This window comes from Burkholderia sp. BCC1998 (assembly GCF_905339875.1).
Lineage (GTDB): Bacteria > Pseudomonadota > Gammaproteobacteria > Burkholderiales > Burkholderiaceae > Burkholderia.
Genome location: NZ_CAJPHE010000023.1, coordinates 40853 through 67559, shown reverse-complemented (window position 1 = coordinate 67559; position 26707 = coordinate 40853). Strand labels below are relative to the sequence as shown.

Annotated in this window: 20 protein-coding genes; 11 read left to right on the top strand and 9 right to left on the bottom strand. The window is 69.1% G+C overall.

What is annotated here, in order from left to right:
• Positions 1-3 precede the first annotated feature (3 nt).
• The 4 genes from tssF to U5A56_RS30245 all read left to right on the top strand — a co-directional run bounded on the left by tssF (position 4) and on the right by U5A56_RS30245 (position 4334).
• Positions 4-1881 carry a type VI secretion system baseplate subunit TssF gene (gene tssF / locus U5A56_RS30260; RefSeq protein ID WP_321926123.1) on the top strand — a complete coding sequence of 626 codons (1878 nt, stop codon included), beginning with the start codon at positions 4-6 and terminating at the stop codon, positions 1879-1881.
• A 3-nt stretch (positions 1882-1884) separates the two neighbouring features.
• Entirely contained in the window at positions 1885-2103 is a 219-nt protein-coding gene (locus tag U5A56_RS30255; RefSeq protein WP_321926122.1) for a hypothetical protein, read from the top strand.
• A gap of 141 nt (positions 2104-2244) precedes the next feature.
• A complete protein-coding gene (locus U5A56_RS30250) occupies positions 2245-3156 on the top strand; it encodes an NAD-dependent epimerase/dehydratase family protein (RefSeq protein WP_321926120.1) in 912 nt (303 codons plus the stop codon).
• 275 nt (positions 3157-3431) lie between these two features.
• Positions 3432-4334: a LysR substrate-binding domain-containing protein gene (locus U5A56_RS30245; protein ID WP_321926118.1), complete on the top strand. Its 903-nt coding sequence runs from the start codon at positions 3432-3434 to the stop codon at positions 4332-4334.
• A 129-nt stretch (positions 4335-4463) separates the two neighbouring features.
• Here the strand turns inward: U5A56_RS30245 and U5A56_RS30240 are convergent, their stop codons facing one another.
• The 7 genes from U5A56_RS30240 to U5A56_RS30210 form a co-directional block, all read right to left on the bottom strand.
• Positions 4464-5858 carry an efflux transporter outer membrane subunit gene (locus U5A56_RS30240; RefSeq protein WP_321926116.1) on the bottom strand — a complete coding sequence of 465 codons (1395 nt, stop codon included), beginning with the start codon at positions 5856-5858 and terminating at the stop codon, positions 4464-4466.
• Positions 5855-9046, bottom strand: coding sequence for a multidrug efflux RND transporter permease subunit (locus tag U5A56_RS30235; protein ID WP_321926115.1), 3192 nt, complete (start codon positions 9044-9046; stop codon positions 5855-5857). The genes U5A56_RS30240 and U5A56_RS30235 overlap by 4 nt, the downstream gene beginning before the upstream one ends.
• Positions 9043-10278, bottom strand: coding sequence for an efflux RND transporter periplasmic adaptor subunit (locus U5A56_RS30230; RefSeq protein ID WP_321926114.1), 1236 nt, complete (start codon positions 10276-10278; stop codon positions 9043-9045). Before U5A56_RS30230 ends, U5A56_RS30235 begins: the two co-directional genes overlap by 4 nt.
• A gap of 278 nt (positions 10279-10556) precedes the next feature.
• Positions 10557-10898 (bottom strand): DUF4148 domain-containing protein, encoded by a 342-nt coding sequence (locus U5A56_RS30225; RefSeq protein ID WP_321926112.1) that lies wholly within the window; start codon positions 10896-10898, stop codon positions 10557-10559.
• A gap of 176 nt (positions 10899-11074) precedes the next feature.
• Positions 11075-12217: an FAD binding domain-containing protein gene (locus U5A56_RS30220; protein WP_321926110.1), complete on the bottom strand. Its 1143-nt coding sequence runs from the start codon at positions 12215-12217 to the stop codon at positions 11075-11077.
• Between the two features lie 37 nt (positions 12218-12254).
• Complete coding sequence (locus U5A56_RS30215; protein WP_321926108.1) at positions 12255-13130, bottom strand: alpha/beta hydrolase; 876 nt, start codon at positions 13128-13130, stop codon at positions 12255-12257.
• A gap of 131 nt (positions 13131-13261) precedes the next feature.
• On the bottom strand, positions 13262-13981 hold the full coding sequence (locus U5A56_RS30210; RefSeq protein ID WP_044847096.1) for a TetR/AcrR family transcriptional regulator: 720 nt from the start codon (positions 13979-13981) through the stop codon (positions 13262-13264).
• Between the two features lie 361 nt (positions 13982-14342).
• Between U5A56_RS30210 and U5A56_RS30205 the strand changes: the two genes are divergently transcribed.
• Genes U5A56_RS30205 through U5A56_RS30195 form a run of 3 tightly spaced genes read left to right on the top strand, consistent with a single transcriptional unit; the run spans position 14343 to position 17533 of the window.
• Complete coding sequence (locus tag U5A56_RS30205; protein ID WP_321926106.1) at positions 14343-15074, top strand: YoaK family protein; 732 nt, start codon at positions 14343-14345, stop codon at positions 15072-15074.
• Positions 15075-15122: 48 nt separating this feature from the next.
• Positions 15123-16064, top strand: a complete 942-nt coding sequence (locus U5A56_RS30200) for a glyoxalase (RefSeq protein WP_321810444.1) — start codon at positions 15123-15125, stop codon at positions 16062-16064.
• A 14-nt stretch (positions 16065-16078) separates the two neighbouring features.
• Complete coding sequence (locus tag U5A56_RS30195) at positions 16079-17533, top strand: alginate export family protein (protein WP_321926104.1); 1455 nt, start codon at positions 16079-16081, stop codon at positions 17531-17533.
• A gap of 28 nt (positions 17534-17561) precedes the next feature.
• On the opposite strand, the gene U5A56_RS30190 is transcribed toward U5A56_RS30195, so the two are convergent.
• Positions 17562-18467 (bottom strand): LysR family transcriptional regulator, encoded by a 906-nt coding sequence (locus U5A56_RS30190; protein WP_321926102.1) that lies wholly within the window; start codon positions 18465-18467, stop codon positions 17562-17564.
• Positions 18468-18571: 104 nt separating this feature from the next.
• On the opposite strand from U5A56_RS30190, the gene U5A56_RS30185 reads away from it, so the two are divergent.
• Positions 18572-19213: a DsbA family oxidoreductase gene (locus U5A56_RS30185; RefSeq protein ID WP_044847098.1), complete on the top strand. Its 642-nt coding sequence runs from the start codon at positions 18572-18574 to the stop codon at positions 19211-19213.
• A gap of 210 nt (positions 19214-19423) precedes the next feature.
• The gene (locus U5A56_RS30180; RefSeq protein WP_321926202.1) at positions 19424-20365 is read left to right on the top strand and encodes an MBL fold metallo-hydrolase; all 942 of its coding nucleotides are present in this window, start codon (positions 19424-19426) and stop codon (positions 20363-20365) included.
• 22 nt (positions 20366-20387) lie between these two features.
• Here U5A56_RS30180 and U5A56_RS30175 read toward each other — a convergent pair whose 3' ends face one another.
• Positions 20388-21296: an AraC family transcriptional regulator gene (locus U5A56_RS30175; protein ID WP_321926100.1), complete on the bottom strand. Its 909-nt coding sequence runs from the start codon at positions 21294-21296 to the stop codon at positions 20388-20390.
• Positions 21297-21692: 396 nt separating this feature from the next.
• Between U5A56_RS30175 and U5A56_RS30170 the strand changes: the two genes are divergently transcribed.
• Entirely contained in the window at positions 21693-24605 is a 2913-nt protein-coding gene (locus tag U5A56_RS30170) for an ATP-binding protein (RefSeq protein ID WP_321926200.1), read from the top strand.
• A 165-nt stretch (positions 24606-24770) separates the two neighbouring features.
• Positions 24771-26666 (top strand): amidohydrolase, encoded by a 1896-nt coding sequence (locus tag U5A56_RS30165; protein WP_321926198.1) that lies wholly within the window; start codon positions 24771-24773, stop codon positions 26664-26666.
• Positions 26667-26707: the final 41 nt, after the last annotated feature.

Sequence of the window (26707 nt, the reverse complement as noted above, 5' to 3'; positions counted from 1 at the left end):
TGAATGGATCACCTGCTGTCGCATTACGAATACGAACTCGGGTTGTTCGCGCGGGCGTTGGGCGATTTCGCGATCCGCTATCCGAAGATTGCCGCTCGGCTGGGCATCCAGAGCGGCCGGGCCGACGATCCGCATGTGACGCGTCTGATTCAGACCTTTTCGTTTCTTGCCGCGCACCTCGATTCGAAGCTGGCCGACGACTATCCCGAATTCACCGAGGCGTTGCTTGAGGTTGTCCACCCGCATTATCTGCGCACGGTGCCATCGTGCGCGATTGCCCGATTCGAACCACGGGCGATCGTCGGTCAACTGACAGAGCCGGTCGTCGTGCCGCGTGGCGTGGAGTTGAATGCACGCACGGCCCCGGTGCGATTCCGGTCGGCCTACGACGTGACCATCTCGCCATTACAAATCCGGTCCGCACGGTATGCACCGACGACGCTGGCACCGTCGGCCGTGAGATTGCCCGCCGACGCAACTGGCGTGCTGTCGATCAGTTTTACGTCGGCTGCCGGCCCGTTCACGGCGGCCATTACAGACGGCCCCATACGTGTCTACCTTTCCGGCGAGCGGCCGTTTGTCTCGTCGCTGCTGGATGCTTTGCTGCTCCGTGCCGCCGCCGCGTATGTTGAGGTCGATCAATGTGGGCGCTGGCGGGCCATATCGAAGGTGCCGTTTGAACCGGTCGGTTTCGCAGATGACGACCGCTTGCTGCCGGGTAGCCGAACCACCAGTCGCACCGCGACCACCTATCGCTACTTGCTGGAATACTTCGCGTTTCCCGAACTGTTCGATTTCGTCGATCTCGACATCGGCCGCGTGCGGCGTGCAGCAAGCGCCCCCGATGCTCGGGAGCTGACCTTGCACGTCGTACTGCGCGATACGCCCGCCGATTCGGTCGCTGCGCTGGCGCTCGCGTCGCTCGACGCAACGGCGTTCAAGCTGTTTTGTACGCCGGTCGTGAATCTCTTCTCTCAACCGGCCCAGCCCATTGTGTTGAAGGGGCAGGGCGCCTATCCGGTTCAGCCGATGCGACTGGCGAAACATTCGCCGCTGGGCGTGTATTCGGTCGACGCGGTCTATCTGGGCGAGCTGTCCAAGAAGAAGGACAAGGACGAGGACGTGTCGCTCGACAGTGATCGGCCTAGAACCCTGGTGAGACCCTATCAGGCACTGAGTCACGATCCACGCCCCGATGCGGCGACGGTCTATTGGGTCGCGTTTCGTGATCGCGACGCGGGATCGCCCGATCGTCAAACCATGATGCTGTCGCTGGTCGGACTGGACGGACAGTCGGCCCGGCCAAAGCTGCCTCAAATCGATGTGGTGACGACGGTGACGAATCGCGACTTGCCGGCGCGCTTGTTGATCGGCAATTCGGTGGGCGATTTGCTGCTCGAAAGCAAGGCGCTGGATTGTCCGATTCAGTTGATTACTCGACCGACATTGACGGCCGAGCTGCCGCGCGGCAACGGCGCGTTGTGGCGTGTGCTGTCGACGTTATCGCCGCATCCGCTGGATCTGACGCGGGACGGGCTGCCGGCCCTGAAAGCATTCATGCGGCTGCACGCGGTGCGCACGACGCCGCTCGCGCAGCGCTGCATCGACGCGATCACCGGCCTGGACTACAAGCCGGCGATCAAATGGATGTCGCTCGATAGTCAGTTTCCGTCGTTCGTGCGCGGCATCGAAATCATGCTGTCATTCGACGAGACCGCACTGCGAGAAGTCAGCCTGGTCGTGTTCACGAAACTGCTCGAACGGTTCTTCGCGCCGTACGGGCCGATGAACAGCTATGTTCAACTGGTGGTTCGTTCGGCGCAGACGGGCCGGGAACTGACGCGAGGCGTGACCACGCCCGGCACGCAGCCGCTGATTTGATCGTTGTATGCCAGGCCGCTTACCTGCGGACGCAAGATCGACTACCTGATCACGCAGGTCCCGGTGACGACGCTGCTCGTGTCTGCGATTTCGATCGCGATCGGCATCGCGTCGTTCTACACGTCGCTGTTTCGCGGGCTGCCGCCGCCGATCTTCCCGCCCGGATCAAAACTCTTTTCACGATCCGCCTCTTTCGCCGCGCGCGCGCGGCATCGATACTGACGCTACAGGCCGCGTTGCGCAGGTTCGACGCGCCGCACGGCCGGCATCGACGGCCCGCGCCCATCCGAACACCGGTGCGCGCGGGCCGACTCATTTCCGCGAGGCGCGGGCAGTTTCGCGGCCTCGCCATCGGAGCGGTGGATGAAGGGCATCAAGGTATTCGTGACGGGCGCGGCCGGCTACATCGGCGGCTCGGTGGCCGCACGGCTGGTATCGGAAGGGCATGTCGTCACCGGGCTGGCGCGCGACGGCGGGAAGGCTGCGACGCTCGCGGCGGCCGGCATCATGCCGGTCATCGGCACGCTCGACGACACCGCGTTGCTGCATGCGTTCGCGAGCGACGCGGACTGCGTGATCAACGCGGCGAGCAGTGACCACCGCGCATCGGTCGAGACGATCGTCGCGGCGCTGAGCGGCTCGGGCAAGACGTTCCTGCATACGAGCGGCACCAGCGTGATCGCGGACGACGCACAGGGCGCGCACGGCGACGCGCCGGTGTTCGACGAAGCGACGCCGGTCGTCGCGCCGGCCAAGCCCGAGCGCCGTGCGATCGATCGGCTCGTGATGTCGGCGGCAACGCTCGGCATCCGCTCGGCGGTGATCTGCAACAGCATGATCTACGGCGACGGGCTCGGCATCCGGCGCGACAGCGCGCAGCTTCCGCTGCTCGCGGCGATCGCGCGCGAGGCCGGCGCGGTCCGCGTGATCGGCAAGGGGTTGAACCGCTGGTCGAACGTGCATGTCGAGGACGTCGCCGATCTCTACGTGCGCGCGATGCGGCACGCGGCGCCCGGCGCGCTGTATTTCGCGGAGAACGGCGAAGCGTCGTTCGCGGACATCGGCGCGGCGCTCGCCGCGCGTCTCGGTTTGCCGTCGGTCGTCGAGTGGGACATCGCCGAGGCCGAGCAGGTGCTCGGCCACTCTCGCGCGCATTTCTCGCTGGCGTCGAACAGCCGCGTGAAAGCCGTGCGCGCGCGGCAGGAACTCGGCTGGGCGCCGCAGCATGGCGCGATGCAGGACTGGATCCGCCACGACATGCCGATCGCGGCCTGACGCCGCAGAATTGCTTCGCGGCACGCAGCACGCAGCACGCAGCACGCAGCACGCAACACGCAACACGCAACACGCAACACGCAACACGCAACACGCAACACGCAACACGCGCCCTCCCGGGCGCGTGCGGCCCCGGCCCGCGATCGCATTGATCGGACAATAGTAGCCGCGCATTCTTGAATCTGAATCAACTATGATTCGCGCCGGCTCCCGCTTATCAAACGGGCGCTGCGGCACTATCGTGACGATTCTGAAACCGTCACCGATTCCCGACCATGAAGACCACCCTCGACGAGATGCTCGCATTCGTGACCATCGCCGATACCGGCTCGTTGACGGGGGCGGCGGACAAGCTCCATCAGCCGACGTCGGTGATGAGCCGGATCCTGCGGCGTCTCGAGGAAAAGCTCGACACGACGCTGATCCGCCGCACGACGCGCCGGCTCGAAGTGACGGAAGAGGGCACGCTGTTCCTCGAATACGCGCGCGAGATCATCGCGTCGGTCGAATTCGCCGAGGAACAGCTCGCCAGCCAGCGCGAGAAGCCGGCCGGGCGGTTGCGCATCAACGCGGCGATGCCGTTCATGCAGCACGTGATCGCGCCGATGATGCCGGGCTTTCGCGAAGCGTTTCCGGCGATCGCGGCCGAACTGCATACCAGCGACGAAATCATCGACCTGCTCGAACAGCGCACCGACGTCGCGATCCGGATCGGCGAGCTGCGCGATTCGACGCTGCATGCGCGCAAGCTCGGCAGCAGCCGGCTGCGCATTCTCGCGAGCCCCGCGTACCTGGAGAAGGCCGGCGTGCCGACGCACGTGGCCGATCTCGCGAACCACACGCTGCTCGGCTTCGTGCAGCCCGAAACGCTGAACCACTGGCCGCTGCGCACCGCGGACGGCGACGTATACCGGATCCATCCCGCGCTGCAGGCGTCGAGCGGCGAGACGCTGCTGACGCTCGCGCTGAACGGCGCGGGCATCGTGTGCCTCGCCGACTACATGACGGGCACCCATCGCCGCGATGGCAGCCTCGTCGAGGTGCTGGTCGACGACACGACCGAATTCCGCCAGCCGATTCATGCGGTCTACTATCGCAACGCGACGCTGTCGTCGCGCATCGTCAGTTTTCTGGACTACTTGAGCGCACAGCTGAAGGAAGGCGGCGATATCGACTGAAGGGGCGCGCAAACCGCCGCTCGTCTCGTGCGAAGGGCGACGTGTTCGATCGATATCGGGCACGTCGCCCTTTTTTCATGGCGACCGACCCGACCGATGCGCCGCACCAGCCGCATCGCACCAACCCGCCTACTGCCCGAGCGCGGTCATCAGCCTGACCTGCGCGAGCATCTCGTCGGTGCGCGCCTGCGCGAGCGAATCCTCGGCCGCGAGCAGCGAGCGCTGCACCTCCAGCGTGTCGATGAACGCCGATTCGCCGCTGCGCCACGACCGGTTGATCTGCGCATAGGCATCGCGCGCATTCGACGCCGCGCGTTCGAGGCGCTCGGTCCGGCTGTGATCGCGGGCGGTCGCGGCCAGCGACGTTTCGACGTCGCTGACCGCGCCGAGCACGGCGGAGCGATAGGCGGCGACGGCCTGATCGGCCTGCGCGCGTCGCAACGCGACGATGCTGCGGCGCCGTCCGCCGTCGAACAGCGGCGCGCTCGCGCCGGCGCCGGCCATCCAGGCGAGCGAACGCGCGAGCGTCGCGCCGGAGAAGCCGTCGACGGCCGCACCGATCACGCCGATCAGCTGCAGGTGCGGCTTGAGATCGGCTTCGGCCACGCCGATGCGCGCATACGCGGCGACGACCCTCGCTTCGGCGGCGCGCACGTCGGGCCGGCGGCGCAGCAGGTCGGCCGGCGTGCCGATGCCCGGCGCCGCTGCCGTCCATACCGGCCCCGGCGCGGGCGGATCGAGTTGCGCATAGACGTCCTGCGGCGTCGCCGCGGTGATGATCGACAAGCGGTGAATCGCGGCCTGCCGCTGCAACTGCAGCGCGGGCAACTCGGCGAGCGTGGTTTCCGCCTGCGCGGCGGCGCGGTCGACGTCGGCGATCGGCACGACGCCCGCGTCGAACAGGCGCCGCGTCGATGCCTCGGTGCCGCGCTGACTTTCCGCGTTCGCCTCGACCAGCGCGAGCCGCTGCTCGAGCCCGCGCACCGTCACGTAGGTGCGCACGGTTTCGTCGATCGTCGCGATCCGCACGGCCGCCGCGTCGTTCTGCGCGGACGCGATGTCGGCGTCGGCGGCCGACACGCCCTGGCGGATGCGCCCGAAGATGTCGATTTCCCACGCGACGCTCGCATTCAGGTCGAACGCATTGCCGGTCGTCGGCGTGTCGGTCGGGAACGCCTGCGACGCGGACAGCCGCCGGCGGCCGGCATCCGCATTCAGGTCGAGCGACGGGAACCACTGCGACGCGGCGCCGATCCGTACCGCGCGCGCCGCGTCGATGCGCGCGACCGCCGCCTTCAGGTCGAGGTTGTTCGCGAGCGCGCGATCGACCAGCCGGTCGAGAATCGGATCGTGAAAGCCGTGCCACCACGCGTCGGTCGCGGCGGCAGGGCCGGCGGCGACGAGATCCGCGTTCGCGTAGGTCGCGGCGAGCGGCGGCGGGGCGACGGTGGCGACCGGCGCGCTCGTGCACGCGGTCAGGACGGCCGCCGCGGACAGCGCAGCCACGAGTCGGATGAATTTCATTGCACCACCTCCGCGGCCGCCGCCGCGACGCCGGATTTGCGCGTCGCGAGCCGGCGGACCAGCACATAGAACACAGGCGTGAACAGCAGCCCGAAGAACGTCACGCCGATCATCCCGAAGAACACGGCTGCGCCGACCGCCTGGCGCATTTCCGCGCCGGCGCCTTCGGAGATCACGAGCGGCAGCACACCGAGAATGAACGCGAGCGACGTCATCACGATCGGGCGCAGCCGCTGCACGCACGCGTCGACCACCGCGTCGACCAGCTCCCGGCCGTCGGCCTCGAGCTGCCGCGCGACCTCGACGATCAGGATCGCGTTCTTCGCGGCGAGCCCGACCAGCACGATGAAGCCGATCTGCGTGAGGATGTTCACGTCCTGGCCGAGCGCGCGCACGCCGAGCGACGCGGCCAGCAGGCACATCGGCACGATCAGCAGGATCGACACCGGCAGGCTCCAGCTGCCGTACTGCGCGGCGAGCACCAGATAGACGAGCAGCACGCACAGCGGGAACACGAGCAGCCCCGTGTTGCCGGCCGTGGTCTGCTGGTACGACAAGTCGGTCCATTCGAACGAGATGCCCGGCGGCAGCACCTGCTTCGCGAGCGTCTCCATCGTCTTGATCGCAAAACCGGAACCGAGGCCGGGTGCGGTATCGCCGTTGATCTCGGTGGCCGGATACAGGTTGTAGCGCGGTGCGCGATCGACGCCGAGCGTGTCGTCGATGCGCGTGACGCTGCCGATCGGCACCATGTCGCCGTCGCGGTTGCGCACCTTCAGGCGCCCGAGGTCGGAGGCCGTCACGCGGAACGGCAGGTCGGCCTGCGCGGTGACGCGATAGGTGCGCCCGACGATGTTGAAGTCGTTGATGTAGGTCGAGCCGAAATACGTTTCGACCGCATCGTTGATCTCCTGGCTCGGCACGCCGAGCATCTCCGCCTTCTCGCGATCGAGCTCGACGTGAACCTGCGGACTCGTCGCCGAGTAGGGCGTGTAGACGCCGACCATGCCGGGCGTGCGGTTCGCGGCTTCGACGAGATCCTGCGTCGCCTTCGCGAGCGCGGCCGTGCCGAGGCCGTTGCGGTCTTCGAGCCGCATCGCGAAGCCGCCCGTGCTGCCGAGGCCCTGCACCGGCGGCGGCATCGCGACGACGATCGACGCTTCGGTGATGCCCGCGAGGCGCTTGCGCAGCTCGGCCGCGATCGTCTCGATGGTGAGGCCCTGCGCCTTGCGTTCGGGCCAGGGCTTGAACACCGGGAACAGGCCGGCGCTGTTCGCCGAATTCGTGCCGGTGGCCGCGTTGACGCCGGAGAACACCGGCACGCGCGCGACGCCCGGCACCGACAGCGCGATGTCCTCGATCTTGCGCGCGACCGCGCTCGTGCGTTCGAGCGTCGCGCCGTCGGGCGTGCGTACCAGCACCACCAGGTAGCCGCGATCCTGCGCGGGAATGAAGCCCTTCGGGCTCGATACCAGCAGATAGCCGGTCGCCGCGATCAGCACGACGTACAGCACGCTCATCGCGGGGATGATCCGCACGAGCTTCCTGACCAGCGCGCCGTAGGCGTCCGACACGCGCTGGAACACGCGGTTGAATGCATCCGCGAAACGCTGCACCGCGCACATGAGCGGCGCAAGCAGCGCGGCCGTGCGCGACGTCGACGCCGGCGCATCGTGCGCGGGGTCGTGCGCCTTCAGCATCATCGCGGACAGCGCGGGCGCGAGCGTGACCGACGTGAAGAACGAGATCGCGGTCGACACGGCGATCGTCACGCCGAACTGGCGGAAGAACTGGCCGGAGATGCCCGGAATGAACGAGGTCGGCACGAACACCGCGCACAGCACCAGCGTGATCGCGAACAGCGCGCCGCCGACTTCCTTCATCGTCAGCAGCGTCGCATCGCGCGGCGCGGCGCCGGCCGCCAGGTGCCGCTCGACGTTCTCGACCACGACGATCGCGTTGTCGACGACGATCCCCACCGCGAGCACGAGGCCGAACAGCGTCAGGTTGTTGATCGAGTAGCCGAGCACGGCCATCGCCGCGAACGTGCCGACCAGCGACACCGGGATCGACAGGATCGGGATGATCGAAGGCCGCCAGCCCTGCAGGAACAGCAGCACGACGAACACCACGAGCACGACGGCCTCGTAGATGGTCTTCACGAGTTCGTGGATGCTGTCGCCGATGAACGCGGTCGGGTTGTAGCCGATGTTGTAGACGATGCCCTTCGGGAACGCCTTGCCGAGTTCGGTCATCTTCTTCTCGACCGCGTCCATCGTCGCGACCGCGTTCGCGCCGGGCTGCTGCAGCACCTGCAGCGCGATGGTCGGGTGGCGCAGCATGTAGCTGTCGGTCGCGTACGCGAGCGCGCCGACCTCGATGCGCGCGACGTCCTTCAGCCGCACGAGACGCCCGTCCTGCCCCTGCTTGACGACGATGTCGCTGAAATCCTCGGGCCGCTTCAGGCGCCCTTCGAAGATCAGGTTCGGCTGGAACGCCTGATTCGTGATCGGCGCCTGCGCGACCACGCCGCCCGCGAGCTGCGTGTTCTGCGCGCGCACCGCGGCGATGAGGTCGCGCGGGCTCAGGCCGAACGACGCGACACGCTCCGGGTCGAGCCAGATGCGCATCGAGTATTCGCGCGCGCCGAGCGGGTTGATGTCGCCGACGCCGTCGATCCGCTTCAGCACGTCGGCGACGTTGCGGATCGCGTAGTTCGACACGTACAGCGGATCGTAGCGCTGGTCGGGCGAGTAGATGAAGATCGTGCCGAGCTGCGTCGGCGACGACTTGCGGACCGACACGCCGCTGCGCTGCACGGGCTCGGGCAGGCGCGGCGTCGCGAGCGCGACGCGGTTCTGCACCAGCACCTGCGCCTTGTCGACGTCGGTGCCGGGCTTGAACGTCGCGGTGATGTTCAGGCTGCCGTCGGAGGTCGCCTGGCTGTACATGTACAGCATGTCCTCGACGCCGTTCACTTCCAGTTCGATCGGGGTCGAGACAGTCTGCGACACGGTTTCCGCGGACGCACCCGGGTAGCTCGCCTGGATCACGACGGTCGGCGGCGCGATGTCCGGATACTCGGACACCGCGAGCGAGAAATAGGCCAGCGCGCCGGCGATGGTCAGCACGATCGACAGGACGATCGCGAGCACCGGCTGCTGGACGGACAGGCGGCCGAGGTTCATTGCGCGCTCCCGGTCGCGGTGCTGGACGAAGCGGTTGCGTTCGCAACGTTTTCTGAATTCGTCGCATTCGCCATCTGCGCCGCATCGATCGCGCGCGGCACCGCGTTGACCTGATCGCCGGCCTGCACGCGCTGGAAGCCGTCGACGATCACGCGGTCGCCGGCCTTCAGCCCCGCATCGATTTCGCGCAGGTTGCCGAACAGGCGGCCGGGCGTCACCGGGCGCACCGACACGGTGCCGTTCGCGTCGACGAAATACAGCACGCGGCGCGTCGCGTCGGTCGCGACGGCCGAATCCGGCACGAGCAGCGCCGCGTGCGCGACGCGGCTCGACAGCGACACGCGGCCGAACTGGCCGGGGCTCAGGCGTCCGTCCGGATTCGCGACGCGTGCGCGCTGGCGCAGCGTGCCGGTCGAGTTGTCTAGGCGGTTGTCGACGAAATCCATCGTGCCCGACAGCGACGGCTTCGCGTCGCCCGGCAGCGCGATCGCCACCTGTCGCGACGACGCGCTGCCGCCATGTTGCGCGGCTTCGCGCGTGTAGCGCAGATAGCTTTCCTCGTCGACGTCGAAGTAGATGTCGATCGGGTCCTGCGACACGATCGTCGTCAGCACCGTGGCTTCGCTGTCGCCGCCCTTCACGAGGTTGCCCTCGCTGACGCGCTTGCGGCTGATGCGCCCCGACATCGGCGCGACGATGCGCGTGAACGACAGGTCGAGCCGCGCGCGTTCGAGCGCGCCTTGCGCGCTCGTCACGTCGGCCTGCGCGCTTTGCACGGCCTGGCGGCGCTGGTCGTACAGGCTCTGCGCGATGGTGTCGGTCTTGATCAGGACGCTGGCCCGCTCGAAATCCTGCCGGCTCAGCTTCAGTTGCGACTGCGCGCGCTCGAGCGTGCCTTGCGCGGCCGTCACCGCCGCCTGGTACGGGCGCGGATCGATGACGAACAGCAGGTCGCCTTTTTTCACGGTCGCGCCGTCCTGGAACGCGACGCGTGCGAGATAGCCGCTCACGCGCGGGCGCACGTCGACCGTGTCGACCGCTTCGAAGCGGCCCGTGTAGACGTCGACGTCGTTCACGTCGCGCGCGACGGGCGCGCTGACGATCACGTTCGGCTTCGGGGCCGGCGCGGTGTCGTCCGACCGGCAGCCCGTCAACGCGAGCAATGCGGCGAGCGGAAGGGCGGCCAGCACGGCCGGTCGCGCGAAGCGCTTCAATCCTGGGTAGCTGTTCATGTTGTTCGGGGTATCGAATGACGCGCACGGCGCCGGATGGTGCGCAGTATCGTGCGTGGCGAGCGATGGATAAACGGACGCGGCGTCATAAGAACTTGTACTGCGCAGTCACGAATCGCGCGGTGCGGCGACGATGCGCGCGGCAGGGGCGTGATGCGGGAAGCGGCGCGACGACGCGCGGCCCGAATGCCGGTTCAGGCGATTCGGGCCGGCGATGCGGAGGGGACGGACGAGCGAGGGCGCGTGGCGGGCAAGGTGCTCGCGCGCGTCGACGCCGCTCAATGACCGCGATAGATCGAGTCGAGGCCGTTGGTCGTCAGTGCGCGGCCGGATGCGCTGGTGCCGGTGCCTTCGCTGCCGTAGCCGGTCGTGTCGGCTGCCGGTGCGGTGTTCGATGCCGCTTGCGCGACGGCGTTTTCACGCACGCGCTTTTCGGCGGCGAGGATCGCGACCGGATACTGGTTGTGGTCCAGTGCCGGCGTATAGCCGACGGCCGCGAGGCGGCCCATTTCGGCTTTCACTTCGGCGCGGGTCAGCGGGCGGTCATGCTGCTGCGCGAACGAAACGGCCGGCGTGGCGATGATCAGTGCGGCAAGCGTGGAAGAAACGAGCGTTTTCATCAGGGGTACCTATCGGGTCGAGTGAACCGCAACCACGTCGTCGTCGTTGCGAGTGCTGTCAATATAGGTATCCCGACGCCGCGAAAAAACGGGCCGCCGGCGAAATCATTTTTGACCTGAAATCACGAATCGGCGGTCGATGCAAACGATCGAGCCCGCACACGGCGGCCGGCCGGTCACGCGCGTCCCATGATCCGCGTGCCGAGCGAGATGCCGAGCGCGGACAGCGACGCATTGGCCGCGAGCTGAACGGCCTCCCAGCGCGACAGCGCGGCGTCGAACGCGTTGGCGGGCACGCCGCCGCGCAGCGCCTCGGCAAGACCGACCGCGTTCTCCGCCGCTTTCGCGACACCGGCGGCCGTATGCGGCCGCACGAGGCAGGCCGCGTCGCCGAGCAGCACGGCGCGGCCGAACGCCATGCGCTCGACCGCGAGATCGAGGATCGCCTGGGCGAACGGCGCCTGTGTCGCGTCGACGAGCGCGGCGAGCGTCGGTGCGAGCATCCGGCGGCCGGCGTTCACGAGTTCGAGCCGGTTGTCGTCGCGCATCGCGCCGGGCGGCAGCGAGCCGTCGCGCTGCGTGCCGTCCTGGCCGAGAAACAGCGACGGCAGGCGATCCTGCGCGAGCCGCCGGTACCAGACCCAGTTCACGCGCCGCTTGCCGGGCGCGATCGCGCCGTCGCGGCCGGGCACCAGATAGGTCAGGAACAGATGGGCGTCGCCTTGCTGGAACGTGAAGCGGTCGCGCAGCACCTGCAGCACCGGGTCGGGAAGCAGGTGCTCGTCGACGAGCCCGCGCCACGCGACATACCCCGCGTACGCGGGCCGCGCATCGGGCAGCAGCTGCGCGCGCACGGCCGAGCGGCCGCCGTCGGCGCCGACCAGCAGGTCGGCCTGCTCGACGCGGCCGTCCGAGAAGTGCGCGATCACGCGCGCACCGTCCTGCTCGAACCGGTCGAACGCGACGCCGGCGTGCAGGACGTCGGCGGGCAGCGCGCGCTTCAGCGCCGTGTAGATCACGTTCCAGGCGGTCTGCGTCTGTGGCATGTAGAAGCGCTGCACGATACGGTCGTGTTCGTCGACGTAGATCCGGTCGCCCGAATCGACGCCCGCGTCGCGCGGCACAGGCACGCCGCCGAACGCGAACGCGCGCTCGATCGGCGGCTGCAGCACGATGCCGCCGCCGCGACTGTCGAGATCGTTCGGCGATTGCTCGAACACCTTGACGCGCCAGCCGGCCGCCCGCAGCGCGGTTGCCGTGAACAGTCCGCCTACCGATCCGCCGACGACGATCGCCGACGGGCCCGAAACGTCGCTCATGATTGCTTTCCCCCGATGATTCGCCGCACGCGGCGGTTCAACCTTCCCAGTGCGCGAGGAAGTCGAGCAGCAACGCGTTCACGCGCTCCGGCTGCTCCTCCTGCGGCAGGTGTCCGCACTGCGCGATCGGCTCGGCGCGCAGGTTCGTCGCCATGCTTTCCCATACGGACTTCATGTCGAACAGCTTGCCGACCGCGTAGAAATCCTCGCCCCAGATGGCCATCGTCGGGCAGGCGATCGGGACGTCGGCGTCGACGAGATCCTGCTTCACGTCTTCCGCGTTCGCGCGATAGTCGGCCAGCGCGCCGCGCACGGCGCCCGGGCGCCGGTACGCACGCACGTACGTGTCGAACGCGTCGCCGGAGATCGCGTGCGGGTTGTAGCACCAGTCGGAGAAGAAGTGGCTCAGCCACTCGGCTTCCTTGCCGGCGATCAGTGCCTCGGGCAGGTCCGGCACCTGATGGAACAGGAAGAACCAGTACGCGCGCGCGGTTTGCGCGGTCATGTTCTGCGCGACGATGCGCGTCGGCACGTTGTCCATCACGACGAGCCGGTCGACGCGCTCGGGGAAGTCCTTCGAGAAGCGCGTGGCGACACGCGCGCCGCGATCGTGGCCGACGAGCGCGATGCGGCCGATGCCGAGCGCATCGAGCAGCCCGGCTACGTCGCGCGCCATGTTGCGCTTGTCGTAGCCGGCGGCAGGCTTGTCGGTTTCGCCGTAGCCGCGCAGGTCGGGCGCGATCACGCGGTAGCGCCGCGCGAGCGCCGGGATCTGGAAGCGCCACGCGAAGCTGGTTTCCGGGAAGCCGTGCAGCAGCACGACGACGGGCCCGCTGCCGGCATCGATGTAGTGCTGGCGGATGCCGTTCGCGGTGACGGTGTGATGCGTGATCGAAGGCGCGTCGTGGGTCATCGGGTGGTCCCTGTCCGGTTCGGTGTGCGCGCAGCCGGAGGCGGGCGCAGATGCCGTTCGAGGATAGGCGAAGCGATCGGCGCGCCGGATAAATTGTTCTGAAATCGTCTGGCGGCGCGCGCCGGCCCGGATTACGCGCGCCGGCGGCGCCGGCCGCCCGCGCCGGATGCGAGCTGCTTCAGCGTAGCGGGAGTGCCGTGGAGAAACGCATCGACCAGCCGTTCGATTTCGGTGTCGAGATCGTCGGGCACCGGCAGGCCATAGACCCACTTGCGGACGCCGAAATAGAAGATGCTCGCGTGCAGGCTCCAGACCAGTTCGATTTCCGCGTTGCGCTGTGCCTCGGTCGCCGGCGTCGCGATGTCGTACTCGTGCCGCAACTCGCGCAGCACCGGCAGGAACACGCGTTCGCGCAGCCGCGACAGGTAGCGCGTGTTGAAACCCTCGCGGCTGAGGCCCGCGAAGATGAAGGTGCGGATCCATTCGCGCCGCAGGATGGTTTGCGCGTACGCGCGATAGAACGTGACGAGCCGTTCCTGCAGCGGGACCGTGCGGTCCGCGATCAGTTTTTCCCAGTCGGAGTTCCACGTGTAGATCTCGTCGTACACGCGGTCGATCAGCGCTTCCTTGCTCGGGAAGTACCGGTACAAGAGCGGCTGGGTGACGCCGATTTGCCGCGCGAGTTCGCGCGTGCTGCCGGAAAAGCCGTGCGTCGCGAAGTGCTCGATCGCCTTCTCGACGATCTGCCGCTCGCGCGCTTCCGGCGCGAGCCGGCGGCCCGGCGTGACGGCGTTGCCGTCGGCGTCCGTCCCGCGCTCGCGGGCCGGCGTGCTGCGTTTTCTTTCGGTCATGCATCGGCTCCTGATGGCGCGCTTAAGCTATCGATCGAAAAATAACACGATCGGACCGTGCGGGCCGATCGCTGCGCCGCGGTCGCTGCGATGCGGGAGCGTTTGCCTAAGCGTACCGCGTCGCGTCGACCCCGCAGTCCGGCCGGGCGTCCGGGCGGCATATTCAGGAAAATTCAGGGCCGCCGCCATGACATTAAGACGTTCCTTAACTAGTCTTGCTTCCGAACCGCCGTTGGGACCGGACGCCAGTCGGCGCACCGGGCCGTGCGGCGCAACCGGAGCGGAACATGCGTGATCAGATCTCGCCGGACGCAGGCAGCACGTGCGCCGGCGCAACCGTCGCCATCCAGGAGGCCGGGGCATGCCGACGCAGCCGGTAACCGCGGCCGTGGCGCCCGACCACGTGCGCGGCGAGGACGTGTTTCTCGCGTCGATCGCCGGCTACGTCGACACGCTCGGCTTCGTCGCGCTGTTCGGCCTGTTTACCGCGCACGTCACCGGCAACTTCATCCTGATCGGCTCGGGGCTCGCCGGCGTCGGGCAAGGGCTCGTGATCAAGTGGCTCGCATTCCCGGCCTTCATCGCCGGCATCGTCGGCGCGCGCGTGCTCGACCACCGGATGCGATCGCTCGGCCACGGCCCGCGCGCGCGTTCGCTGTATGCACTGCAGGCCGTGCTGCTGGCCGGGTTCATGCTGGCCGGCGTGATGGCGTCGCCGATCGCGGACGCCGACGCGCCGCGCACGATCCTCTGCGGCCTGCTCGGCGCCGCGGCGATGGGTGTCCAGAACGCGCACGGCCGGCTGACGGCACGCTCGGTCGTCGCCAACACGGTGATGACGGGCAACGTCACGCAGGCGGTGATCGATGCGTTCGACTGGCTCGTGCCGCTTGCCGCGCCGGCCGAACGCGAAGCCGCGCGCGTGCGGCTGCGGCGCACGCTGCCGCCGGTCGCGGGCTTCGCGCTCGGGGCCGGCGCGGGGGCCGCGGCCTATGTGTCCGCCGCGTTCTGGGCGCTGGCGTTGCCGCTCGCGGCCTTGTGCTTCCTCGCCTACCGATCCGGCCGGCCCGACGACGGGCCGGCGTCACGCTGAATCCGCGCGCGGCGTATGGCCGCGCTTGTCATTTTCAAGGAGATTTCGATGATTGCACTGAAGTTGCGACAGGTATTGCGGATGATGGCCGCATCGACGGCCATGTTCGGCGCATTGCTGGCGAGCGCGCCGGCCCACGCGGACGAGACGCGCCTGCTCGATACCTCGTCAGGGAAGGTGCCGGCCGTCGCGGTCGGCCCGCAATACGACACGACGCACGTGTGCGTCGCGCCGGAAGACTTCGACCGCTTCACCGACAGCTTCGTCGCGACGTTCGGCGGCAAGAAGTCGCAGCAGGGCGTGTTCCAGGTCACGCCGACGCCGAGCCAGACGATGTCGCAGCTCGTGCTGACGCCGGTCGGCACGATCTCGGTGTTCGGCTTCAAGACGCCGATCCCGTATCCGTTCTGCGAGGAGCGCACCGGCTATCTCGTCACCGACATGGACGTCGCGATGAAATCGGCGCGCGCGCACGGCGCGGACGTGGTCGTCGACACGTTCCCCGATCCGATCGGCCGCGACGCGATCATCCGCTGGCCGGGCGGCGTGAACATGCAGCTGTACTGGCACACCCAGGCGCCGCACTACGACCCGCTGCAGACGGTGCCGGAGAACCGCGTGTACGTGTCGCCGGAAAGCGCGAGCAAGCTGGTGCACGACTTCGTCGCGTTCTCGCGCGGCAAGGTCGTGTCCGACGTGCGCAAGGCGCCGGGCATCGAGATCGGCCGGCCGAACGACACGTATCGCCGCATCCGCATCGAGTCGGGCTTCGGCAAGATGACGGTGCTGGCGACCGACGGCCGTCTGCCGTATCCGTTCGGGCGCGAAATGACGGGCTACGAAGTGCCGGACCTCGCCGCCACGCTGGAGAAGGCCAAGGCCGCCGGCGTGACCGTGCTGGTGCCGCCCTTCACGTCGGACGGGCGCGATGCGGCGCTCGTGCAGTTCCCGGGCGGATATGTCGCCGAGATCCACGCGCGGTCGAAATAATGGCGCATCGGGCGATGAGGCGGGCGTGGCGGGGCGTGCTGCCGGCCGCCGTGCTGGCGGGCGGCGTCGCGACGTACGCCGGGACGGCGGCCGCCGCCGAGGATACCGCGGCGCCGGCGCCGGCGCCGGCCTCGGCCGCCGGCACGACGTGCACCGCGAAGCGGCCCGCGGTGCTGTTCAACCGCTGGCAGGAAGACTGGTCGGTGCTCGCGAATCCGTGCGTGCCGCGCAAGCCGCTCGACGGGCTGAAGTACATCCCGCTCGGCGGCGACCCGTCGACCTACCTGTCGCTCGGCGCGAACCTGCGCGAGCGTTTCGAGCTGAACAACGCGCCGCTGTTCGGGCTCGGCGCCGCGCACGACGACAACTACGTGATCCAGCGCGCGACGGTGCACGCGGATCTGCGCTATGCCGGGCATTTCCAGGCGTTCGTCCAGTTCGTCGATGCGCGGCCGTTCGGCAAGGACACGGTCGGTACGGTGGACAAGGATCAGCTCGACATCGAGCAGGCGTTCGTCGCGTATGTCGATCAGCTGGGCGGCGGCACGTTCAAGGCGCGTGTCGGCCGGCAGGAGATGGCGTTCGACCTGCAGCGGTTCGTGTCGGTGCGGGACGGCCCGAACGTGCGCCAGGCATTCGACGCGCTGTGGGCGGATTACGAAATCGGCAAGTGGCGGCTGATCGGCTATGTGACGCGCCCGGTGCAATATCGCAACGACGCGGTGTTCGACGACGTGTCGAACCGTCACCTGAGATTCGACGGCGTGCGCGTCGAGCACAGCGGCGTGGGACCCGGCGAACTGTCGGCCTACTGGTCACGCTATACGCGCGACAACGCGCGCTATCTCGCCGGCGCCGGCACCGAGCGGCGCGACGTGTTCGACATGCGCTACGCGGGCAAGTCTTCCGGGTTCGACTGGGACGCCGAAGCGATGCTGCAGACCGGCCACATCGGCCAGGACACGATCGGCGCATGGGCCTTTGGCGCGCTCGGTGGCTACACGTTCGCGACAGCGCCGGGCACGCCGCGCATCGGCATCCAGGTCGACGGCGCGTCGGGCGACAAGCATCCCGGCGACGGGCGCATGGGCACGTTCAATCCGCTGTTCCCGAACGGCTATTACTTCACGCTCGCCGGCTACACCGGCTACAGCAACCTGATTCACGTGAAGCCGTCGCTGACGTTCAAGCCGGCCGGCAACGTGACGGTGCTGACCGCGGTCGGTTTCCAGTGGCGCCAGACGACCGCCGATGCGATCTACGGGCAGGGGATGCAGGCGGTTCCCGGTACGGCCGGCAAGGGCGGCGCGCGCACGGGCATGTATGCGCAGGCGCGCGTCGACTGGCTCGTCAATGCGAACGTGGCGCTGGCGGTCGAGGCCGTGCATTTCCAGGTCGCCGATTCGATTCGCGCGCTCGGCGCGCGCAATGCCGACTACGTCGGCATGGAGGCGAAGTTCGGCTGGTAACGCGGCAAGCCGCGCCGCGTCGCGCGGCTCACGGCTGCGCGCGTGCGAGCGCCTCGACGAAATCGATGAACGCGGTGACGCGCTTCGAGCCGCGCTGATTCGGCAGGTACAGCGCGGTCACGACCGAGCGCGCCGCATCGGGCGTGACGTCGTACGCTTCGAACAGCCTGCGCAGGCGGCCCGACTGGACATCGGCATCGACGAGCCAGTCGGGCAGCAGCGCGATGCCGGCGCCGTCGAGCACGGCCTCGCGCAACACTTCACTGTGATTCGATTTCAGGCGCCCGGCGACCAGCACCCGCGTCGTGCCGTGCGCATCGGCGAACGACCACGCCTGCTGGTCGCCGCCGAAGTGAAAGCGCACGCACGCGTGATCGACCAGTTCGCCCGGCGTTGCCGGCGTGCCGTGCGCGTCGAGATAGTCGTGGCTCGCGACGACATAGCGCTGGAACGTCGCGAGCTGCCGTGCGACGACCTCCGCGGAAGGCGCCGCTTCGCCGAGCCGGATCGCGACGTCGATCCGGCCGGCGACGAGATCGACGCGTTCGTCGGTGAGCTGCAGGTCGAGATCGAGTTTCGGATGGCGCGCGAGGAAGGCCGCGACATGCGGCGCGATGCGTCGCACGCCGTACGCGACCGGCACCGACACGCGCAGCGGCCCGGACGGCTCGTCGCCGCGATCGGCGACGAGCGCGTCCGCTTCCGCGAGTTCCTCGAGCAGCCGCTTCGCGCGCGCGTAGTACATGGAGCCGGCATCGGACAGCGTGACCTGGCGCGTGGTGCGGTTCAGCAACGCGGTGCCGAGCGACGCCTCGAGCGCATCCACCGCGCGCACGACCGACGAGGCCGCGAGATCGAGACGGCGTCCCGCGCTCGAGAAGCCGCCGGCTTCCGCCACTTCCACGAACGCGCGCAGCGCGGAGAATTTGTCCATGTCGTCGCCTTTGTGCATGCCGCAACGATCCGTTGCGCGCCGTTCGCATTCTATCGCCGGCCGGCAAGCGCTATCGTTGAAACTGCAATCAACAGGAGAGCGCAATGAATTCCGTCGAAGTCACGGTCACCTACGACCTCATCTGCCCGTGGTGCTGGATCGCCGAGCGCAGGCTCGCGGAGGCGATCGACGCAGCGGGGCTGACCGGTGACGTGAAGGTCAGGTTCGTGCCGTTCGAACTGAACCCGGCGATGCCGGCCGCAGGCATCGATCGCAAGGCATACCGCAGCGCGAAATTCGGCAGCTGGGCGCGCTCGCAGGCACTCGACGCGCAGGTGGCCGAGGCCGGCCGCGCGGCGGGCCTGGTGTTCGATCACGCGCGGATCGCGCGTACGCCGAACACCCGGCTCGCGCACCGGCTCGTCTGGTTCGCGCAGCAGCGCGGCAGTGCGGCGGCGCTCGTCGATGCATTGTTCGCCGCATACTTCCGCGACGGCCGCGACATCGGCGATGCGGACGTGCTCGTGGAGATCGCGGCCGGCGCCGGCTTGCCGGGCGATACGGTGCGGGCGTTCCTCGCATCCGGCGAGGGGCTTGACGCGGTGATCGCGCTCGAGACCGATGCGGTGCGCGCAGGCATTGCGTCGGTGCCGTCGACGCGCATCGGATCCACCGTCATCAGCGGCGCGCAACCGGCCGCCGTGTTTCTCGAGGCGTTGCTCGCCGCGCATCACGCGGCCGCCTGACCTGCGGCCGCCGCCGCCGGGGCCGTCGCACCCCGGTCTTCAGAACGTTTCATGTCCGGCTCAGGATTATTGCGCGGGCGGCCGGTACGCTCGACGTCGTGCGGATGTCGCTTGCCGGACCGGCAGGCGCCGCGCGACGTCGATACGCAACCGGGGAAATCGGACATGAACAGGCTCAACCGGCGCATGCATGCGCTGCGCGCGGGCGCCATGCTGCTCGTCGCATGGTGCGTCGGCCTTCTCGCATCGGCCGCGTTCGCCGCCGAGCCGGGCGGCGGCACTCAGCCGCCGGGCTTCTACCGGCAGAAGCTCGGCGACCTGACGATCGTCGCGCTGTCCGACGGTACGCATCCGTTTCCGGTCGATACGGTTTTTCGCGATGTGTCGAAGGACGAGATCCGGCGCGATCTCGATCGGGCCTTTCTCGAGCCGCCGGTGCAAGGGTCGATCAATGCGTTCCTGGTCGATACGGGATCGAAGCGGATTCTCGTCGATACGGGCGCCGGCGTGCTGTACGGCGACTGCTGCGGAAAGCTGCTCGGCAACCTGCGCGCGGCAGGCTACGCGCCCGCGCAGATCGACGAGGTGCTGCTCACGCACCTGCACAAGGATCATGTCGGCGGCATCGTGACGGACGGGCGGATGACCTTTCCGAACGCGGTCGTCCGGGTGAACGAGATCGAGGCGGATTACTGGCTCGACCCGGACCACAAGGCGCAGGCGCCGGCGTTCCTCGCCTCGTTTTTCGATGCGGCGGCCGCGTCGGTCGCGCCATATGTCGCGGCCGGCCGTTTCAGGACGTTTCGTGGCGAAGCGACGCTCGCGCCCGGCGTCCGCGCGGTGCCGATGCCCGGCCATACGCCGGGCCATACGGCCTATCTGATCGAGAGCGGCGATGCGGGACTGCTCGCATGGGGCGACATCGTGCACGTCGCGGCGATCCAGCTGCAGGATCCGGATGCGACCGTCCAGTACGACAGCGATGCCGATGCGGCGCGCCGCACGCGGCACGACGTGCTCGGGCGCGTGGTCGACCGGCGCTATCTGGTCGGCGCCGCGCACATCGCGTTTCCCGGGCTCGGGCACTTGCGCAGGGACGGGGAGCGGTACGACTGGGTGCCGGTCAACTACGACGCGACGCCGCTGCGCTGACCGAATGACGTGCGCGACGGTGTCAGCGCGTCATGCCGCGCCGCCATGCGCCGGGCGGATGGCCGACGATGCGCGCGAAGATGCGGTTCAGGTGGCTCTGGTCGGCGAAACCGCAGACGGCCGCGATTTCCGCGAGCGTCATGTCGGTCGTCTCGATCAGCTGGCGGGCACGGATCACGCGCTGCTCGAGCAGCCACTGATGCGGCGTGCGCCCCGTCGTGCGCGAGAACGCGCGGATGAAATAGCCGCGCGACAGATCGCATTCGCTCGCGACTTCCTCGATCGATACGCCGAGGTTCGCCTTTTCCATCAGCAGTTCCTTCGCGAGCGCCGTCTTGGCCGGCGACAGCAGGCCCTTGCGCTGCAGGTCGCGCGCCTGTGCATTGCCGTAGCGGCTGGCGAGATGCGCGCCGATCGCGACTCCCATCTGCTCGACGAACAGCGTATTGAGCGCGCCCGGCACGTCGAGGCTGTCGGCGACCGCGTGCGCGAGATGGCCGAGCACCGGGTCCTGCACGTCGGGCGCGCAGGTCAGGCCACCGATCGCCGTGCCGTCGTGTTCGCGGCCGAGGCGGTCGAGATAGCTGTGCGACAGCTCGATCAGCACGAAATCGAACTTGCCGTACAGGTCGGCGCGGAAATTCCGGGAAAAGTCGCGAATGTAGATCGAGTCGTGCTGGAACCGCCGCTCGGATTTGCCGGCGCCGCTGTAGATCGTGCGGCGATGCCCGCCGTTCAGCGATACGCCGATCAGGAAGCCGCGATCGCTGGCGGCCATCTCGATGCGCTCGAACTGTTCGTCGCGCATGCACTTGCGGTGGAGCGTCACGCCGCCGGCCGACCGCTCGATATCCTTGGACAACAGGCTCGACATGCATCCGAGCGTATCTTTCGGCACCGCCGCGGGCACTGCGGCGAAAGGATCTGACATGACGGAACGTCCTTCAATGGGGTACGGCATACGAGCAGTTTTACGTGCAAGTTTATACGGCACACACATCCGGCTCAGCATAACTTGAATAAATGTCCGCTTGCTGACGAAAAAATCGCCGTCCGGCCGAGCGCCGGCGCCGACGCTCGACCTGCTGGCGGAAGCGACACGTCGAACGATATCGCCCCATTTATATCCGCGCGGCCCGCGTATCCGCCGCGGGCCGAGGCGGCGGGCGCCAGTGCATTTTCGTTCAAGATTTTTATTGATATGGCGTTTAGACTCGGGCCACTTTTTGAGACTTTGCGCCCGCCTGCCGTGCAGGCCGGCGCGGACTCCCGCCCCGGTGAACCGCGTGTTCACATGGCGGTCATCGTGGGGAACCTGGAGGCGGCCATGATCCAGATCGGGAATTTGTCGGTGGATTTCGAGCAGCGCGACATACGCGACCATGGTGCGTCGTTGCGTATCGGCGCGCGTGCGCTCGACATACTGGAAGTATTGCATCGCGCGAACGGCTCCCTCGTCTCGAAGGACGACATCATGGACGCGGTGTGGCCGGGCCTGATCGTCGAGGAGAACCGGCTGCAGGTGCACGTCGCGACGTTGCGCAAGGCGCTGGGCCCGAACCGCGACCTGATCAAGACGGTGCCGGGCCGCGGCTACCTGCTGATCGCGCATCCGCCGGTCGCGCACGCGGTGGCGCCGCGCGCATCCGAGGTTGCGCCCGAGGTTGGGCCCGAGGCGGCCGCGGTACCCCATCCGGCGCCGCTCGTCGGGCGTCAGACCGAGATCGGGCAGATCGTCGACATGCTCGAGCGGGCATCGGTCGTCACGCTGGTGGGCGCGGGCGGCATCGGCAAGACGAGCCTGGCCGAGCGCGTCGCGCATGAACTGCGCGGCCGCGCCGGCGAGCGCGTGCTGTTCGTGGAACTGGCGCGCGCGGCGACGCGCGACGACGTGCTGCGCGCGATCGGCGCGGAACTCGGGCTCGACGCGGATGGCGTGCCGGCCGTCGAACGGATCGGCGAGGCCTTCGCCGCGTCGCGCGGCCTGCTCGTGCTCGACAACGCGGAGCACGTCGTCGACCTGGCGGCCGACCTCGTCGAAACGCTGACGTCGCACGCCGCGCCGCTGCGCGTGCTCGTGACGAGCCGCGAGCCGCTGCATATCTCGGTCGAGGCCGTGTTTCGCGTGAGTCCGCTGGCGGTGCCGGACGCCGATGCGGGCGTCGACGAGATCGCGCGCCATTCGGCCGTCGAGCTGTTCCTCGCGCGGGTTCGCGCGGCCACGCCCGATTGCGCGGTCGATGCGGCCGGCATGCGGCTGATCGGCGACATCTGCCGGCGCCTCGACGGGCTGCCGCTCGCGATCGAGCTGGCCGCCGCGCGGGTCGCGACGCTCGGGCTCGAGGTCGTCGCGGCGCGTCTCGACGACCGGCTGAACCTGCTGACGGGCGGGCTGCGCTCGGCGTTGCCGCGCCACCAGACGCTGCGCGCCACGTTCGACTGGAGCTACGTGCTGCTGGATGCGGCCGCGCGGTCGCTGTTTCGCCGGATGGCCTGCTTCGTCGGCCCGTTTACGTTCGATGCCGCGCGTGATGTCGCGATGGACCCGGGCATGCCGTCCGCCGAAATGATCGCGCTGCTCGGCGAGCTGGTCGCGAAGTCGCTGGTGACCGTCGAGTTCAACGGCGCGCAGGCGCGCTACCGGCTGACCGAATCGACCCGCGCGTACGCGCTCGAAAAACTGCACAACGAAGGCGAGTTCGACACGGTCGCCGCACGTCATGCGCGCTACGAACGCGAGCAGGCGGATGCCGCGATGGCGGCCCAGGCCCAGGCCGCGCATGCGGCCAGCCTGGGTGCCGGCGCGGGCATCGCGCCGCTGCGCGAACTCGCGGTGGCCGGGCCGCCGGCCGCGGAAATCGACGCGCTGGCGCATGCGTTGCTCGAGCCGGCGCGCATGCGCGAAAGTTCGATCCCGGCGAGGCGCGCGCTCGACACGCTCGATGCCGGCGCCCACGGCGCCCACGGCGCCGTCGACGCGGCACGCGAGATGCGCCTGCGCGCGGCCTACGCGGCGGCGCTGCTGCATACCGACGGCGATACGCATACGGCCGCCGCGACGTGGGACAGGACGCTCGGTCTCGCCGGCCGGATCGGCGACGAGGCGTTCGACGCGCGCGCGCTGGTCGGGCTGTGGAACACGATGCTGACGCGCTCCGACATTCATGAATCGCTGCGCTACGCGACGCGCTTCGAGCGGGCCGCGGAGCGGCGCGGCGACCGGCCGCAGCGGCTGCTGGCGGACGCGATGGTCGCGACCTCGCTGCATTACTTCGGCGAGCATGCGCAGGCGCGCGAGCGGCTGGAGGCAGCGACGGCCGAGCTGGCCGTCGCCGGCGAGCCGCCCTGTGCGCAGGCGGCGCTGGGCATCGACGTCGCGACGCTCGGCCGGACGATGCTCACGCGGCTCGTCTGGCTGCAGGGCGATGCGGAATATGCGATGCGGCTGGCCGCGCAGGCGGTCGAATCCGCGCGCCGCAGCGGCTCGGCGCCGGCATTGTGCGTCGTGCTCGGCGCCGCGGCCGTGCCGATGGCGTTGTCCTACGGCGATCACGACGCGATTTCCGATTATCTGGCGACGCTGCGCTCGACCGCCGATGCGCACGGGTTCGACATCTGGCGCAGCCATGCCGAGTGTCTCGCCGGGCAGTTCGACATGCAGGCCGGCCATCCCGGCGCCGGGCTCGCGCGGCTCGAGCCCGCGCTGCGGCGCATCGAAGCGAGCGGCTTCCGGCGTCTGCTCGCGCCGCTGGTCGTCGCCTACGCGGAAGGGTTGACGCGCACGGGTCGCGCGGCCGACGCGTGCACGAAGCTCGACGCGGCGCTCGCGCGCTGCCGCGCGCACGGCGAGCATCTGTTCGTGCCGGAACTGCTGCGCGCGAGGGGGCTGGCGACGCTCGAACAGGCCCGCACCGCCGACCCGGATCTCGCGATCGCGTGCGAAGCCGACGGGCACCGTCACCTGCTGATGGCGATTCATGCGGCGAACGGCCAGGGTGCCGCGATGTGGGCGCTGCGCGCGACGCTGGACCTGGCCGATCACCTGATCGAGCGCGGGCGCACCGCGCAGGCGTCGTCGCTGGTGGCCGACCTGTCCGGGCATGTCGACGCGCAATCGCGGGCGTTCGACGTGCGCCGCCTGGCGCGCCTGCAGAACTTCGTTCGCCCGGAGACGGCTGCGTCGACGGGCCTGACGCGCAGGCGACGCGAGGCGGCGGATGCGATGCAGTCGGCGGCGTAACGGCGTGCCGGGCCCGCGCCGGGCGCCGTCGCGTCCGCGCGCCGCGGCGCGGCGGCCTGATCGTGCAATGTTCAAGGGGGAAGGGATGGTCGGTGTATCGTCAAACCGGGTGCATGCCGCGTGCGGCCGCATGCCGGCGTTCGGCGCGAGCAGGGGGGGCTGACGGTGCTCGACACGACGGCATTCGCCGAAGCGGCGGACCTCATCGTCTACAACGGCAAGATCGCGACGCAGGACGCGCGGCAATCGTTCGTGACCGCGCTCGCGGTGAAGGACGGCCGGATCCTCGCGAGCGGCAGCGGCCGCGACGTGCTGCGCCACGCGCGCGACGGCACGCTGCGCATCGACCTGAACGGCCGCACCGTGATCCCGGGCCTGAACGATTCGCACCTGCACATGATCCGCGGCGGCCTGAACTTCAACCTGGAGCTGCGCTGGGACGGCGTGCCGACGTTGGCCGACGCGCTCGGCATGCTGCGCCGCCAGGTGCTGCGCACGCCCGCGCCGCACTGGGTGCGCGTGGTCGGCGGCTGGACCGAATTCCAGTTCGCGGAAAAGCGCGGGCCGACGGTGGCCGAGCTCAACGCGATCGCGCCCGACACGCCGGTCTTCATCCTGCACCTGGGCGACAGCGCGCTGCTGAACGCGGCCGCGCTGCGCGCGATCGGCTACGGCCGCGACACGTCCGATCCGCCCGGCGGCGAGATCCAGCGCGATCGCCTCGGCCGGCCGACCGGCATGCTGATCGCGCGCCCCGACATGGGCATCCTGCATGCGGTGCTCGAGCGCGCGCCGAAGCTCGGCCACGACGACCAGATCAATTCGACGCGGCATTTCATGCGCGAACTGAACCGTTTCGGCGTGACGAGCACGATCGACGCGGGTGGCGATTTCCAGGCCTATCCGGACGACTACGCGGCGGTCATGGCGCTCGCGAAGCGCGGCGAACTGACGGTGCGCATCGCGTACAGCCTGTTCGTGCAGCAGGCGGGGCGCGAGCTCGACGACTACGCGCGGTGGGTGACGCTGGCCAAGCCCGGCGACGGCGACGCGTTCCTGCGGATGAACGGCGCCGGCGAACTGCTGGTGTATTCCGCGGCCGATTTCGGCAATTTTCTCGAACCACGCCCCGACCTGCCCGACGCGCTCGAGGCGGAACTGGCCGCCGTGGTCCGGCTGCTGGTGCGGCACCGCTGGCCGTTCCGGCTGCACGCGACCTACGACGAATCGATCGGCCGCTTCCTGAACGTGCTGGAAGCCGTGAACCGCGAGCTGCCGTTCGACGGGCTGCGCTGGTTCTTCGATCATTGCGAGACGATCTCGGATGCGAACATCGCGCGTATCGCCGCGCTCGGCGGCGGCGTGACGGTCCAGCACCGGATGGCGTTCCAGGGCGAGTACTTCATCGCGCGCTACGGCGCGGAAGCGGCCGCGCGCACGCCGCCGATCCGCGCGATGCTGGCGGCCGGGCTGCCGGTCGGCGCGGGTACCGATGCGACGCGCATCGCGAGCTACAACCCGTTCCTGTCGCTGTACTGGATGGTGTCCGGGCGCACCGTCGGCGGCACGGCGCTTTACCCCGAATGGAACCGGCTCGGCCGGATGGAAGCGCTGCGCCGCTATACGGTCGGCAGCGCGTGGTTTTCGAACGAAGACGATCGCAAGGGCGCGCTGGTGCCCGGCCAGTACGCGGATTTCGCCGTGCTGACGGACGACTACTTCACGATCGACGAGGCGCAGATCAAGACGCTCTCCTCGGTGCTGACCGTCGTCGGCGGCAAGGTCGTGCATGCGGCCGACGAGTTCGAGCCGCTGGCGCCCCCGCCGTTGCCGGTCAGCCCCGCGTGGTCGCCGGTGGTCGAATTCGGCGGTTTCGGCCGGCGTCGTCCCGCGGCGGCGGCGTCGCTGCGCGCGGCGGGCGGCGGCGGCGCGGATGGCGCCCGCGCGGATGCCGGTGCCGTGCGCGGCCCAGCGGCGCGTTTCGCGCGGCGCCTGCAGGTGGCTGCGCGGGAAGTCGTCGAGCAGTGCGAAGCATTCGGTTATCCCGGCGTCGCCTCGTAGGCGGCAGGTCGGCGGGCCGGCGCGTGCGGCCCGATGAACAG